15 protein-coding genes and 1 pseudogene are annotated in these 14,830 nt (G+C 44.6%); 12 read left to right on the forward strand and 4 right to left on the reverse strand.

Going from position 1 to position 14,830, the window contains the following annotated elements:
• The first annotated feature begins 3 nt into the window (after positions 1-3).
• Both F9Y84_RS07395 and F9Y84_RS07400 read left to right on the forward strand, forming a co-directional pair.
• A complete protein-coding gene (locus tag F9Y84_RS07395) occupies positions 4-924 on the forward strand; it encodes a 1-acylglycerol-3-phosphate O-acyltransferase, YihG family (RefSeq protein WP_147388926.1) in 921 nt (306 codons plus the stop codon).
• Positions 921-2,132 (forward strand): mechanosensitive ion channel family protein, encoded by a 1,212-nt coding sequence (locus F9Y84_RS07400; protein ID WP_147388925.1) that lies wholly within the window; start codon positions 921-923, stop codon positions 2,130-2,132. The genes F9Y84_RS07395 and F9Y84_RS07400 overlap by 4 nt, the downstream gene beginning before the upstream one ends.
• Positions 2,133-2,258: 126 nt before the next feature.
• Here F9Y84_RS07400 and chrA read toward each other — a convergent pair whose 3' ends face one another.
• Entirely contained in the window at positions 2,259-3,389 is a 1,131-nt protein-coding gene (chrA, locus tag F9Y84_RS07405) for a chromate efflux transporter (RefSeq protein ID WP_147388924.1), read from the reverse strand.
• Positions 3,390-3,515: 126 nt separating this feature from the next.
• Here chrA and F9Y84_RS07410 point away from each other — a divergent pair, with 126 nt between their 5' ends.
• On the forward strand, positions 3,516-4,295 hold the full coding sequence (locus F9Y84_RS07410; RefSeq protein ID WP_225740653.1) for a substrate-binding periplasmic protein: 780 nt from the start codon (positions 3,516-3,518) through the stop codon (positions 4,293-4,295).
• Between the two features lie 86 nt (positions 4,296-4,381).
• On the forward strand, positions 4,382-5,008 hold the full coding sequence (locus tag F9Y84_RS07415) for a YiaD family glycine zipper/OmpA-like lipoprotein (RefSeq protein WP_147388922.1): 627 nt from the start codon (positions 4,382-4,384) through the stop codon (positions 5,006-5,008).
• A 38-nt stretch (positions 5,009-5,046) separates the two neighbouring features.
• Here F9Y84_RS07415 and F9Y84_RS07420 read toward each other — a convergent pair whose 3' ends face one another.
• Positions 5,047-5,391, reverse strand: a complete 345-nt coding sequence (locus F9Y84_RS07420; RefSeq protein ID WP_147388921.1) for a rhodanese-like domain-containing protein — start codon at positions 5,389-5,391, stop codon at positions 5,047-5,049.
• 37 nt (positions 5,392-5,428) lie between these two features.
• Entirely contained in the window at positions 5,429-5,563 is a 135-nt protein-coding gene (locus F9Y84_RS22395) for a YgaP family membrane protein (protein WP_225740660.1), read from the reverse strand.
• 149 nt (positions 5,564-5,712) lie between these two features.
• Here F9Y84_RS22395 and F9Y84_RS07430 point away from each other — a divergent pair, with 149 nt between their 5' ends.
• Genes F9Y84_RS07430 through F9Y84_RS07440 form a run of 3 tightly spaced genes read left to right on the forward strand, consistent with a single transcriptional unit; the run spans position 5,713 to position 10,366 of the window.
• On the forward strand, positions 5,713-6,009 hold the full coding sequence (locus tag F9Y84_RS07430; protein WP_147388920.1) for an ArsR/SmtB family transcription factor: 297 nt from the start codon (positions 5,713-5,715) through the stop codon (positions 6,007-6,009).
• Between the two features lie 18 nt (positions 6,010-6,027).
• Positions 6,028-9,333: an efflux RND transporter permease subunit gene (locus F9Y84_RS07435; RefSeq protein ID WP_147388919.1), complete on the forward strand. Its 3,306-nt coding sequence runs from the start codon at positions 6,028-6,030 to the stop codon at positions 9,331-9,333.
• Complete coding sequence (locus tag F9Y84_RS07440) at positions 9,323-10,366, forward strand: efflux RND transporter periplasmic adaptor subunit (protein WP_128731833.1); 1,044 nt, start codon at positions 9,323-9,325, stop codon at positions 10,364-10,366. The genes F9Y84_RS07435 and F9Y84_RS07440 overlap by 11 nt, the downstream gene beginning before the upstream one ends.
• An 18-nt stretch (positions 10,367-10,384) precedes the next feature.
• On the opposite strand, the gene F9Y84_RS07445 is transcribed toward F9Y84_RS07440, so the two are convergent.
• On the reverse strand, positions 10,385-11,062 hold the full coding sequence (locus F9Y84_RS07445; protein WP_147388918.1) for a nitroreductase family protein: 678 nt from the start codon (positions 11,060-11,062) through the stop codon (positions 10,385-10,387).
• 151 nt (positions 11,063-11,213) lie between these two features.
• Here F9Y84_RS07445 and F9Y84_RS07450 point away from each other — a divergent pair.
• The 5 genes and pseudogenes from F9Y84_RS07450 to F9Y84_RS07470 form a co-directional block, all read left to right on the forward strand.
• A pseudogene (locus F9Y84_RS07450) lies at positions 11,214-11,333 on the forward strand (ABC transporter ATP-binding protein); the annotation flags it as partial.
• A 214-nt stretch (positions 11,334-11,547) separates the two neighbouring features.
• Complete coding sequence (locus F9Y84_RS07455; protein WP_225740654.1) at positions 11,548-11,781, forward strand: hypothetical protein; 234 nt, start codon at positions 11,548-11,550, stop codon at positions 11,779-11,781.
• A gap of 122 nt (positions 11,782-11,903) precedes the next feature.
• Entirely contained in the window at positions 11,904-12,566 is a 663-nt protein-coding gene (locus tag F9Y84_RS07460; protein ID WP_147388917.1) for a fumarylacetoacetate hydrolase family protein, read from the forward strand.
• Between the two features lie 131 nt (positions 12,567-12,697).
• Complete coding sequence (purT, locus tag F9Y84_RS07465) at positions 12,698-13,885, forward strand: formate-dependent phosphoribosylglycinamide formyltransferase (RefSeq protein WP_147388916.1); 1,188 nt, start codon at positions 12,698-12,700, stop codon at positions 13,883-13,885.
• Complete coding sequence (locus tag F9Y84_RS07470; RefSeq protein WP_147388915.1) at positions 13,882-14,775, forward strand: aldo/keto reductase; 894 nt, start codon at positions 13,882-13,884, stop codon at positions 14,773-14,775. Before purT ends, F9Y84_RS07470 begins: the two co-directional genes overlap by 4 nt.
• Positions 14,776-14,830: the final 55 nt, after the last annotated feature.

Consider the following 14,830-nt stretch of genomic DNA (forward strand, 5'->3'; position numbering starts at 1 on the left):
GTGATGTTAAAACAAATACTACCTAAGTGGTTTCTTGGACTTTCAGCCAGCGCTTGGCTGTTGGTTAACACCTTTGTGTGCGGTTTACTTGTGTTGTTGCTCGGTATCGTAAAGCTACTGATACCCTTAAAGTTTATTTCAACAGCTCTGCACTTTTTTTACGGTATGTGGTGCAAAGGGAATCACATTGGGCTGCGTATTGCTAGCGATAAAATCCAAGTACGTTTGCCAAAAGAGTTGCACGCGCAAGGTTGGTATTTGTTAATTTCTAATCATCTCAGCTGGTTGGACATTGTTGTGCTTAGTGCCATGGAAGTATTGCCCGCACCTAAGTTCTTTTTAAAGGATGAGCTAAAATATATTCCTTTTATTGGTACTGGCGCGTGGGCAATGGGTATGCCTTTTATGAAGCGGGCAAGTAAAGCGCAGATCGCTAAAAACCCCAAACTAAAAGGCATGGACGTAGAGCGCACCAAATCGAGCTGTCGTAACTTTCGTGACCATCCAACAACGGTGATCAATTTTGTTGAAGGTACTCGCCACACAAAAGCGAAACATCAGCGGCAACAAAGCCCTTTCAAGCACTTGCTCAAGCCAAAAGCAGGTGGTGTTGCTTTTGCTTTAGAGGTGCTCTCTGATCAGCTTGACGGGATGCTTAATGCGACGTTGGTCTATGAATTAGACGGTGAACATATTTGCCGATCATTTATGCTTGGACGTGTTAATACGATAGATATAAAAATAGATTATATTGCAATGGCGGATATTCCCCTTGGTAACTATCAAAGTGATAAGGCCTACCGAGTACAGTTTCAAGCTTTTATGAATACAGTATGGCAGCGCAAAGACAGCCAATTAGAAGCGCATTGGCTACGCCGATCAGCACCTGAAGACACACTCAGTGAGGAGATAAAGCAACTATGAAGTTTGACCACCTCCATGATGTTGTCCAGCCATGGTTAGAAGCATTACCACAAGGCACTGTGATCAGTGCCTTGTTCACAAATGGTATCGCGGTAGTTGGCTTACTATTTTTATATTGGGTTGTGAGACGCCTCGTACTGCCCAATGTAGAGAACCTTGCCCGTCATATTTCACCGCGAAAAATAGGTCACCTTGCACCACAACTCAGTAAGTTTAGCGGGCGTTTTGCCTTTGTTTTATGCCTTTTGGTTTTTTCTGCTTATCATGAGCGTTTGTTTGTTGCACCTGCTTGGGTGTTTGTGGTTATGGAGAGCTTGGTTTACGTACTGTTGGTTGTCGCGTCGGGCTTTCTATTTAGCAGTTTAGTGAACTTAGCCAACGGTGTTTATAACTTGTTTCCATTTGCGAAGGAAGTGCCAATTCAGGGCATTATACAAGTTCTTAAGTTACTGATTTTTATTGTCTGCTCTATCTTGGTGGTGAGCATTCTTGTCGATAAATCGCCGACTTATATTCTGTCAGGTTTTGGTGCGATCGCTGCTGTAATTATTTTAGTATTTAAAGATACTATCTTAGGGTTGGTCGCCAGCATTCAAATCGCCGCTAATCGGCTTGTGACTACTGGTGATTGGATCCAAGTAGATGCTTTTGGCGCGGATGGGGAGGTAATAGATCTCGGTTTAAATACAGTCAGAGTACGTAATTGGGATAACACTGTGACCACAATACCAACCTATATGCTTATCTCTGATTCATTTAAAAACTGGCGAGCAATGCAGGAGTCTGCGGGACGTCGTATTAAACGCGCAATTCATATTGACTTTACTAGTATCGAGTTGTTAAGCGAAGCGCAGCGAGCAGCGATAACCACACAATACCCTTTAATTGAATCACTCGAAGACATACCCAGTGATATTACTAACCTCGGGCTGTTTAGGCGCTATAGTGAAGCTTATTTAAAGCAACATGAAGCGATAAACCAAGAGTGTTTATGTATGGTACGAGAGCTTGCGCCGACTCAACATGGCTTGCCTCTCGAGTTTTACTGCTTCAGCCGTGATAAGCGCTGGGTGGTTTATGAGCACTTACAGGCGGATATTTTTGACTATATGCTCAGTGTAATGCCTGCGTTCGGTCTTCGTCCATATCAAAGTGTCAGTGACTATTTTGGTTCGCATCGCGTCAAGGTGAGAGCTGGTGAGAGGTAGCTAATTTGAGGAGCGATTAAGGCATAAGCGACCCCAGCTTGTGTTAATGTCTGCATAATGGGAGGAAGTAAATCATACCGACAAGATTTACTTTCCTCAAAATAGAGAGTCCTGAATTAATTAGTATTACAAACTGCCTGAGATCAGCCCAAATACGATAAAGGCGATGAGTAATTGCCAGATCGCCGGCTTTAACCACTTCAAGGCGATAAAACCCGCCACCACAGCCACTAAATCCAGCACGCTATGTACCGCAGACTGCCAAATTGGTTGATATAATGCCGCCGCTAAAATACCAACAACTCCTGCGTTTAATGCCGCGCTAATACTAGCAAAGCGGGGTAGTGCGATGAGTGACTGCCACTGCTGATGAAACGCCCACATTAATAGCAGACCTGGCAAGAAAATGGCCAGTGTCGCTATTGCTGCGCCCAAAACTGGGTTTGTCTGCTCGGCAATTGCACCAAGAAAGCTTGCTATGGTAAACATTGGTCCTGGGATTGCTTGTGCAGCTGCATAGGCGGTTAAAAAGGTTTCTTGCTGGATGTTCTCAACACTGCTTTGTAGTAATGGTAAAACAACATGTCCACCGCCAAATACCAATGCACCTGCCTGATAAAACTCGGCGAAGATCTGAGTTGGTAGTGCCGCAAAGGTCAGTAAGAATAAACCGATGAATACTGCAAGCACGGGCCAGTTAGGGAAAGTGTGTTGGCTACTTTGTTGACTCGGTACATTACTAAAAGCGTAAAAATAACCGACAACGGCGAGCACTGCGAGTAGCCCTACTTGAGCGTTTAAACTTGGCAAAAATAGCAATATCAATGTTGCAGTAAACGTAACAATTTTAAGTGCCATGGTTTTACAGAAGCTTTTAGCCATACTGAGTACCGCATCGGCGACAATCACTACTGCAAACAGCTTAAGGCCGTCAATAATCGCAAGTGCAGAACCTGAAAGCTGACCTGCTGTTAATGCCAGTAGCAGCATTAGCAAGAAGGAGGGGAGCGTAAAACCTAAAAAAGCGGCTATTCCACCTATTATCCCTGCTCGCTCAAGGCCAATGGCAAACCCCACTTGGCTAGAGCCAGGTCCTGGGAGAACCTGAGATAGACTGATCATGCTGGCATAGCGTTCATTACTGAGCCATTTCAAGTTATCGACAAAGTGTTTTTTAAAAAATCCTAAATGGGCAGCAGGACCTCCAAAACTTGTGCAGCCTAGTAAAAAAAACTGATAAAATATTTTCAAAAACATAGTATACCTTGTGATATTGTTAACCTTGTATCCTTACAGTTTTATATGACAATTTTATGACTTTGGTGTGTTTAGTACCAGCTAGCCAACTGGTGTAACAGCTACAATTGGACAATGATTATGCAAATGAGTTTATTGCGGTATTTGTTTGCTTTACTGGCAAGTTTTTCTGTTTATAGCCAGCAAATAAATGTTGCTGTTGATCACGCCCCGCCATACAGCATTATTGCGGAAAATGGCAAAGTACACGGTTTAATCTTAGACATTCTAGAAATTATTCGTGTACAGTCCAATATTGATTATCAGATAAATACAGTTCCTTGCCCATTTTCACGATGTATGCGTTTGCTAGCGCAAGGAGAGGTGGATGTGATGGGGGGGCTTATCAAAACACCACAGCGAGACAAAGTAATAGATTTTGTCGATCCCGCTTATATGGCGCTGACCTCTTCTTTTGTCTTCTATGCCAGAAGAGACAGTAATATTGAAGTTGAACAATATTCAGATCTCTATACCAATCGTATCGCGGTCATGCGCGGTGGCGTATTTTATCCTCGCTTTGACGCGGATAGACAGCTCAATAAAGTCCCTGTATTTAGTGAGCGAGTGGCATTTGATTTACTGTTAAAAGGCCGAGTTGATTTGGTGATTGCAGTTGAAGATACCGCTGAAGTTGCGATGGAAGTATTAGGCCAACCCATTGAAAAGTTAAAAAAGGTATCTTATCGCCATAGTCAGGCTATTTACGGTCATATGGCAATGAGTACGCAGTTTCATAGCACAGTGCTAGCACAGCGAATTCGTCAAGCTATGCAGCGCTTAGCAGTGGAAAAGAAACTCGATCCGGTTGTGACAAAATATAAATTGCCACCAATTTCTCAGCATGTCTCGACAGTAACACCGTAACAGTAAAATAAATCGTACTTCAGCGAGCGTTAATCACTTATTGCAACAATATGCACAATCAGGTCGAAATGAACTCAGGTGTTAGGATGAATGCAAGAAATGTGTTAGTGGGTGCGGTGGTTGTCGCTGCACTGTCAGGGTGTGAAATGAATAATACCGGCAAAGGCGCAGCGATTGGTGCGGCGACTGGGGCGGTGCTAGGAAAAGCAACCGGTAACCATAAAGACAAGCGCTTAGCAATTGGGGCTGCGGTTGGTGCAATTGCCGGTGCAGCTATTGGTAATTACATGGACAAGCAGGAAGCGGCTTTTAACCAAGAGCTTGCAGGGACTGGCGTAGAAGTCGTTCGAGAAGGTGAACAAATGCGTTTAGTTTTACCGTCGAATATTACTTTTGCCAGTGGTAAATCAGCGATAAGCCCTGGTTTTTATAACACATTGCAAGGTATTGCACGTGTTATGCAACAGTACGACAAGACATTCCTTACGATTGTTGGTCACACAGATTCCACGGGATCAGCAAGTTTCAACCAAACCTTGTCTGAGCAACGTGCTAATAGCGTGAAGCAATACCTTTTATCACAACAAGTATTACCAGCACGATTATATGCAGAGGGGATGGGAGAGTCTCAACCTGTTGCAAGTAATCAAACTGAGCATGGAAAAGCACAAAATCGCCGAGTGGAAATCAAAATTATTCCAAACCGCGCGTAGGAAAGCAGTGGGCATATACAAGTATGCCCACTAAGTGTTTAAAGCGTGTCACACACTACGTCAGCTTTGCAGGTAATTACGCTGACGTTGGTGTAACCGATACGGGTCAGTTGCTCTGCGGCAAAAATAGCACGGCCACCGGCAGCACAGTGCAAATAAATTGGTCGGTCTGTGTCTTTTTCCAGTTCTGGAAGTTTAAACTCCAATAAACCGCGAGGAATGTTGATTGCCCCGTTAGCTGACTTTTGGCTATGCTCGGCAGGCTCTCGCACATCAATGACCAAGCCATTATTTTGGGCAATTTCTGATTTTGCTTGCACTACATCGATACAGCGCTGATTTGGTTTTACCGTTTTTAAGACATCTTGGGCAGATATCAGCATACGTCACTCCTTATAAGTTTAATTGTCTCATTATGGCTTACCTTTCCTGAATGCCAAGTTTCTTCAAAATGGTGATCATTGGACACCAGTTTGTAAATGCAGACTGCACCAAATTGGCACATATAAATGCACTCGACCAGATCCAATCGAGACTGACAAAATGTGTAAGCAGTCAGCAAATTGCAAATACCACCCCAGCAACTAATCGAAGTAGAGGATGTAAGGTCATAATGAAATTACAATATATTAGCTTATTCTAATATTAGACATTGCTAATGTTTGTGTCTATACTTTGTGCAAATTTATTATTAGGGAGTCAGCATGGATCTTCAGCAAATGGCACAAAATGCCGAACAGGCGGAGTCGTTACTCAAATTAATGGCAAATAAAAACCGCTTGATGATTTTGTGTTCACTGCAAAAACACGAGTTAAGTGTTAGTCAGCTTAATGAGATGGTGCCGCTTACGCAGTCTGCTTTATCTCAGCACTTAGCCAGTTTGCGAAAAGCTGAAATCGTATCAACTCGCCGTGACGGTGCCACCATCTATTATCAGGTATCTGATCCTAAAGTGGCGGTAATGCTAGAAAGCCTGTATCAGCTTTTTTGTGCCAACTGATGATTCGGAGCACGGGTTATGCAAAAGCTAGATAGCGCGATTAAGCAAAGCCTACAAGGATACCTGCCTACACTTATTTTTTTGTGTTCTATTTTCCTTGGCCTATTTGCATTGCAAATGACACCAAGAGAAGAAGAGCCACAAATTGTTGTACCGATGCTAGATATTCATGTCGAAGTCCCTAATACTGCAGCTCCGGAAGTCGCACGTTTGGTGACGACACCGCTAGAAAAACTACTATTACAAATTCCCGGTGTAGAGCACGTATACTCCACAACGCAAACTGGAGTCGCGGTTGTCACATTAAGGTTTCATGTTGGAGAGGACAGAGAGCGGGCAATTTTAAATACCTACACAAAATTAAATGCCAATCAGCACACCATGCCCGGCATTGTTAAGCAGTGGCAGATCCGTCCGATTGAAGTGGATGATGTGCCAATTCTCATGTTGGGTTTGTATAGTACTAACCCTACTCTGTATAGTGATTATGAACTGACGCGTTTTGCACAAGAGCTATCCATCCAGTTGCAGACTATTGCAGATACCAGTGAAGTCACTGTAATTACTGGGCGCACAAGGGCATTACGTGTCGAGTTAGACTTGGCGGCATTGGCTGCACATCATACTACGCCAATGGATGTACTAAGAGCAATCCAGGCAAGTAACCAAGTTGAGCGGGTTGGGCAAGTAAGTGCAGGAAAGCACACCTATACCTTTGAATCTGGCGATGTGATCCGCGGCAAATCTGCGCTTGAAAATCTTACCGTTAACGTGATTAATGGCCGTGGGATTGTCTTAAAAGATGTGGCAGCGGTGCGCGACGGGCCAAATGAGCCTGAAAGCTATCAGTGGCTTGCAAGCAGTACCCTTGGTATGAACGCACCACTTGTTACTATTGGTGTTGCAAAACAAAAAGGCAGTAATGCTGTGACTGTTGCTGAGCAAAGCCTGGAACTTATCAATCAGTTACAGAAGCAGCTGTTACCTGCTGAAGTGAGCGTCAGAGTACTGCGTAATTATGGCAAAACAGCCAATGATAAGGTGAATAACCTAACTTCAAGCTTGGCCTTTTCAGTGTTTACTGTGGTGGTATTTGTTGGCATCTTCCTTGGCTGGCGTTCAGCGATTGTTGTGGGGTTAGCGGTGCCTATCTGCTATGGCATCACTCTCGGGCTAGACTTGGCGTTTGGCTATACCATTAACCGTGTCACGTTGTTTGCGTTAATTCTTTCTTTGGGCTTGTTAGTCGACGACCCAATCACTGGGATTGATAATATAAATCGGTTTATTCACCGTGGGGCTGGACAAGATAAAGATAAGCATATTGTTGCTGCCATGGTAGAAATCAAATCGCCACTAGTGATGTCTACTTTCACCATTATTATGGCATTTATTCCACTTGCATTTATTACTGGCATGATGGGACCTTATATGGCACCGATGGCATTTAATGTGCCGATAAGCGTAATGGCGTCAACTTTGGTGGCCTTTTTAGTGACCCCGTGGTTATCTAAGAAGTTACTACAAGCCAAATCAATACCACAAACGGTTGCCCCGCAAGCCTCTTTATATGGCAAAGTAATGTTGCCATTGCTAAAGCACCCCACTAGAGCCAAATGGGTACTTTGGATTGTACTTGGGCTGTTTATTGCGAGTATCAGCTTACCGATATTTCGAGTTGTGCCGCTCAAGCTGCTGCCATTTGACAATAAAAGTGAAATTCAAGTGTTAATTGATATGCCCGAAGGCACCAGCCTTGAACAAACGGCTTTGATGGCTAAAAAAATTCAGGGAGTTGTCTGGTCTGAAGTGGAAGTAACGGACATTGCAGCGTTTGTTGGTAAACCATCAAGCATGGACTTTAATGGCATGGTGCGCGGCTACTATCGCAGATATGGTACCCACCTTGCTGAACTGCGTGTACTTTTGGTAGATAAAGAAGCGCGGGCGCACCAATCTCATGCTGTGGTAATGCGGCTGCGGGATAAACTACAGCAGTTTAATCAGGGGTTAACTCAAGTGAAAGTTGTTGAGGTGCCACCTGGGCCACCTGTTTTGAGCACGCTCGTTGCCGAAGTATATGCCCAGCCATTTGTGTCTCGTGCCACCCATGAGGCGGCTGCTCAACAAGTCGCCAAAAGGCTAAAGCAAGAACCTCATGTGGTAGAGGTGGACACATCTATGGCAACACCCACCGTATTTAAACGTTTTGTTGTAGATAAGCAAAAAGCAGCACTGTCTGGCATAGCCACAGCGGATGTGAACCAGTCTTTGGCCATAGCCAGCGGCACAATGCAAGCAGGGTTTCTCTATACCGAACATGAAGCCGCAATGGTGCCCATTGAGCTGGGGGTTAACTACAGCCAACGTAATCAATGGCAAAACTTATTGGCTATGCAGGTTCGTGGTCGCCAAGACTTAGCAAAAAGCGCACAAGAATACGGCTTAGCGCAAGCCGCACGGCCACTGGTTGCAATCGCGGAACTAGGCGAGCTAACCTCTGTAGATACTGCTCCTGTAATAATACGTAAAGATCTTCGAGAAGTAATTTATGTGTTTGCTGAGCTCAACGGCCGCACACCTGCTGAAGTTATTGCTGATGTCGTTGCGGACGAAAACCAGCAGCTGCCTCAAAGCCAATGGTCATCACGTAACTTTTTACAAAGTGGCGGTGGTATCAGTTGGTCGATGCCTGAAGGCACTAGTTATACCTTTAAAGGAGAGGGGGAGTGGCAGATTACAATTGATGTGTTTAGGGATATGGGCATTGCGTTTGTATTTGCACTCACAGCAATATTTATGATTTTACGTATACAAACCGTATCCAGTCGCTTGTCATTGATTATTATGTCTGCCATTCCGCTTACCATGATAGGGATCATGCCAGGCTTTTGGTTGCTCAATCAGTTTGGAGAGCGTGTGATTGCTGATGCTCCAGAGCCTGTGCTATTCACTGCAACCGCCATGATTGGCATGATTGCCTTGGCTGGTATTGTAGTTCGAAACTCTCTTATCTTAGTGGAGTTTATTAATCAATCTCGTTCGGCAGGTATGACACTCATTGATGCCTTAATTACAGCTGGCACAGTTAGGATGCGACCTGTGTTACTCACCGCAGGGACGACCTTATTAGGTAACTTAGTGATTATTTTAGACCCCGTATTCAGTGGGCTAGCACTTGCAATTATTTTCGGCATTATTGCTTCTACATTATTTTCGCTGTTGGTTGTGCCAATTGTGTATTACTTGGTATTCAAAGATGTACCAGCAGCAGCTCAATCCCTCACGGGTTCATCAGCTCAGGAGTCATCACATGTCTCGTAATCAAATTATTGTTCCTGTCATTGCTATTGCTGCCTTGCTGCTTATGGTGGTGTGGCTTGCTGGTGGTTTTCAGGAAAAGCTGGCCCCAGGGGAAAAAGTGCAGCAACCGCAGTATCAAGGTAAGCGCTATACGGTACAAGCATCTTCGGTTGCAATAATAGAGCAAGTGCCAGCCAGTGTGGTTGCAAAAGAAAATACGCTAGTATCGAGCCGCCTATTGGCCGAGTTAAAAACGCTCAGTGTCAGGGCTGGTGATAAGGTGGTTGCGGGGCAGTTAATTGCGACATTAGATGATGCAGAGCTTAAAGCGGAATTACAGCGTGTAGCGGCGCAGCAAGCGGCTAACTCGGCAAAGCTTGTGCAAGCCAAAAAGCAATTAGCACGAAGCAAATCTCTAAATGAAAAAGGGTTGATTGCGATTAATCAAGTCGATGAATGGCAAGCCAGTGTCGATGAGCTGCAAGCACAGGGCCGAGCATTACAAGAGGCCCTTCGCAGTGCGCAAGTCGCGCTAGGGTACACACAGATAATTGCACCTATCTCCGGTAAAGTGGTTGAGCGTTTACAGGAGCCAGGTAGTACGGTGAGCCCTGGCAGTACTATTGTTTCTTTGTTTAATCCACTGCAATTGCAAATCGAAGCGTCCATTCGAGAAGCGCAAGTTAAACACATTCAGCTAGGCAGCGAAATTAAAGTACGTATTCCTGCATTAGAGGTGACGCAAATGGCAAGGGTGTCGGAAATGGTTCCAGTTGCAGACAGTCAAGCGCGCAGTTTTGTCATTAAACTTGATATGCCACTGATGCGTAGCGTTGTGCCGGGTATGTATGCCGTAGTGGAGTTAGTACTTGGTGAACGCTCTGCTATTCAAATTCCCACTAAGATGATCAGTAAACATGGTCAGTTGGCGATGGTAGAGGTGGTTGAAAATGGCCAGCGATATAAACGTTATATACGTTTAGGTGAAGAGCGCAGCAACAAGACGATTGTGATCACAGGGCTCAATGAGGGCGATCAACTAGCCGTATATTAACAGCTAGTTGGATATCGTTTAGATGAAAGTGGCTATTTCTTCAAGTGACTTTTTAACTGTAGCATGTTCAGGGACAGTGGCTTCATCACTTGGATAGCCTGCAATAAGTAACATGTAGGGGCGCTCATTATCTTTGTCCCTACCACATAACTCTGTTAAAAAGCTCATTGGTTTTGGCGTATGTGTCAGTGTTGCCAATCCTGCATTATGAAGCGCTTGGATCAGAAACCCAGTTGCAATACCTACTGACTCGTGCACGTAATAATTGGTATTTTTATCTTCAGCGTGGATCCCGCCTTTTTTCTGGCTAAAAATCGCAATTAACCAAGGTGCATGCTCAAGGTAGGGTTTTTGTGCATCGGTCCCTAGCGGCTTTAGCGCATCTAGCCATTCATCACCAGCACGGCCTTGATAAAAAGAGCGCTCTAACTCTTCTGCAGCGGCTCGGATCTGTTGTTTTTTCTCTTTGCTGCCAATTGCTACAAAGTGCCATGGCTGGTGGTTTGCACCGCTTGGTGCCGTACCTGCTGCTCTTATACAGGTTTCAATAATTTCTTGAGGTACTGAGCGGTCGCTAAAAGCGCGGATACTATGACGTCTTTTACTGTGTTCCAAGAAGGCCTCAGCACGACTTAGCATCTCATCATGAGGGTATTCGATAAAATCCGTCAGTGGGTGGTTGGCATGATCTTGCATGTTAGTTTTCCTTGGCATTTGTAAAATAAGGGTGTTACCTAGTGTTTCAGTGTTTACTTTTATTTGCAATTGATATGTTTGTGTTAACTGTTACTAACGTAGGTGAATGTTATAAAAAGGGCAATAATAAAAATCCATAAAGGAAATAAAAATGCTTGAAATATCAGGACTCTCTAAAACCTATGACAATGGTGTTCATGCCTTGCGAGGTGTAGAACTCTCGATCCCAAAAGGTATGTTTGGTTTACTTTGCCCTAATAGCGCTGGTAGGTGATCGCGACACACTATTTACCGGGCAAATACTGCCCTGCGTATTCTCACCATGAGCCCTAAAGGATTTGAAGCAGTGTCTGCTGATTTTATGGTGATTTTGTCAGCACTTAATCATTTATTTTGGTCAAAAGACGCAGGGAGAATATTAAAGAGCCGACTAAGATAACTAGGCAGCAACCTTGGTGCCATAGATAAAACAGCGATGGCATGTGGTGTTTAATGAAGAAAAAATTCCGTTTGACCAACAAATAGGTATCGCTTTGTTTTTCGCAGATCTAGATATAATTCAAAGAGGTAATGCGTTATTGTATTTACAAAAGCATAGGATTGTATCCGGTGCAAATACAATTGAGCTAACAGTAAAGGACTTACCGAAGTTTGCTGGGGTTGACCCGTTTGTAAAGCTGGTTGATAAAAAAGCGGCTGATAATATCAAGTCGCTGTAGCTATTAATACTGTCGAAAAGGCTTCTTCGGAAGCCTTTTTATTGGCTAGCAGTACCGTGAATTACTCCTTCAAATTGAGCAAGTATTAAGACTAATTGGTATAACACACAGAGAGAGTTAGTATGTACCAGCATAAGCGCGATAATTTAGTACCATGGGATTTACCTGTGGGTAAAATAGTTTGTATTGGCAGAAATTATGTTGAACATGCCAAAGAGTTAGATAATCCAATCCCCGATAACCCATTATTATTTATAAAACCAGCTACCAGCTTGGTCACATTTGATAGCGATTTATGTTTAAACGCTGCGCTTGGTGAGCATCATTATGAAGCAGAGCTCGCACTGTTGATTGGTACGCAAATTGATGCAAATACAGCAGAGCCACTAAAGCACATTGCTGGAGTGGGACTTGCGCTTGATTTAACTTTGCGAGACCTACAAAGTGAATTAAAAGCACAAGGGCACCCTTGGGAGCGAGCAAAAGCCTATGATAATAGCTGTCCAATCACGCCATTTATTCCTTGCGATGAAAGCACCTTTGCTGAGGGCGTAGAGTATCGCTTTTGGCAGAATGATGAGCTAAAACAGCATGGCGACTCTAGCTTAATGATTTTTCCGATCATTGAGTTGATGAATGAAATCACGCGTTACTTTACGTTGCAACCAGGAGATATTGTGCTCACTGGCACCCCCAAAGGTGTGGGTAGTCTAGCATCAGGTGATAAGTTGAAACTACAACTTGAACAATACCCGGCTTGGCATGGTAACGTCACCGTAAAGTAAGTAACAGCAAGCACTTTGTTGTTGATAAAGTAGGTATGTAGAGGGCGTTTTAATTGCATGCCTACCTCTTGGCTTTTTTGCATGACAAAAAGTCGTTACCATGGAGGTATCAAACCAACCAAGGAATCATCATGAAAATCAAACCTCTGGGCACGCCCTTTTCCGCAACAGCTTGCAAAGTATTACTCTGCGGTGGTGGCGAGTTAGGGAAGGAAGTCGTCATCGAATTTAAGCGCTTAGGTGCTGAAGTGATTGTATTAGACCGCTACGACAATGCGCCTGCGATGCAAGTAGCAGATCGCAGCTATACCTTGTCTATGTTGGATGGTGAAAAGCTCAAAGCGATTATTGAACAAGAGCAACCTGATTATATCGTGCCGGAAATTGAAGCCATTGCGACGGATAAGCTGGTGGAATTAGAGGCTGAGGGTTACACGGTGGTGCCAACCGCCAAAGCGACTCAGCTGACCATGAACCGTGAAGGGATCCGCCGTCTTGCTGCTGAAACGCTGGGGCTTGCCACTTCACCCTATCAATTTGTTGATACCTTGGCAGACTTTAATGCCGCTGTCGCACGCATTGGCATGCCATGTGTAGTTAAGCCTATCATGAGCTCGTCAGGTAAAGGGCAAAGCGTGATTAGAAACGCTGAAGATGTGGAAGCCGCTTGGCACTACGCACAAGAGGGTGGGCGTGCAGGTCAGGGCAGAGTGATTGTGGAAGGTTTTATTGATTTTGACTATGAAATTACGCTGCTAACCGTACGCCATATCGATGGCACGAGCTTTTGTGAACCAATTGGACATGTGCAACAAGACGGTGATTACCAGCAAAGTTGGCAGCCGCAGCAGATGTCTGAGTTGGCACTAGAGCGTAGTAAAGCCATGGCTGAAAAAGTCACGGAAGCACTTGGTGGTCGGGGTCTGTTTGGCGTTGAACTCTTTATTAAGGGTGATGAAGTGTACTTCAGCGAAGTGTCACCAAGGCCACATGATACCGGCATGGTTACGCTTATCTCGCAAGACTTAAGTGAGTTTGCACTGCATGCTCGCGCGATTTTAGGCTTGCCTATCCCCACCATTCACTTCCATGGACCATCGGCATCTAGCGTGATCCTTGTCGAAGGTCAGTCAACACAATTACAGTTCAACAATCTTGCACAAGCGCTTGCAGAGCCACTAACGGATATTCGTTTGTTTGGTAAACCAGAGGTGAGTGGCAAGCGCAGAATGGGTGTGGCGTTAGCACGCTCAGACTCGGCTGAAAGTGCTGTCGAGAAAGCCATGCAAGTGGTTGCAAAAGTAGGAATTACGTTATGAACTCAAACACCCGCGTACTTGACCCATTAGTATTGGGGTTTTGGCGGCTTTTAGACTGGCAAATTACGCCGCAAGAAAATTTACGCTTTTTAAAGCAAGCGATTGAGCTTGGAATACGTGATACAGATCATGCTGATATTTACGGTGAGTATCAGTGTGAGGCGGAGTTTGGTAAAGCCTTAGCGCTTGAGCCTAGCATTCGAGAGCACATTCGGATCATCACCAAATGTGGCATTAAGCCCGCATTTCCGAGCTTGGGATTAGCGGGAAAGGCAAACCATTATGATTCAAGCAAGGCGCATATCATTGCCCAAGCGCAGCAGTCATTAAAAAACTTTGGCACGGATAGGTTAGATGTGCTGTTGATCCATCGCCCTGATTATCTAATGGATGCCGATGAAGTTGCCGATGCGTTTAATACCCTTAAACAAAACGGCGATGTACTTCATTTTGGGGTCTCGAACTTTACACCCAGCCAGCTTGCCTTATTGCAATCGAGGCTCGATTTCGCTTTAGTGACCAACCAAATTGAGTTTTCACCTTTTGAGATGAAAGCGCTTGACGATGGCACCCTTGATCAGTGCCAGCAACTAGGCATGAACCCTATGCTGTGGTCGCCACTGGCTGGGGGCAGAATATTTTCCAATGAAGATGAAAAAGCCAAACGACTCCGTGCGGTGTTACAGCAAGTGGGTGAAGAGATCGGTAGCACTGAAATTGATCAAGTGGTATACGCATGGCTAGCCATGCACCCATCGAAACCTGCCACTGTGCTTGGAACAGGAAATATCACCCGAGTTGCCAGCGCGTTTACTTCACAGTCACTTAGCATGAGTCGCGAGCAGTGGTATCGCATTTGGACGGCGTCTACTGGGCATAGCATACCATAAAGCAGCATGTGTTTGGATTGGAGCTAATTTACGCGACAACCTTGTAAATTCAGCC

Source organism: Pseudoalteromonas peptidolytica, assembly GCF_012641745.1.
Classification (GTDB): domain Bacteria; phylum Pseudomonadota; class Gammaproteobacteria; order Enterobacterales; family Alteromonadaceae; genus Pseudoalteromonas; species Pseudoalteromonas peptidolytica.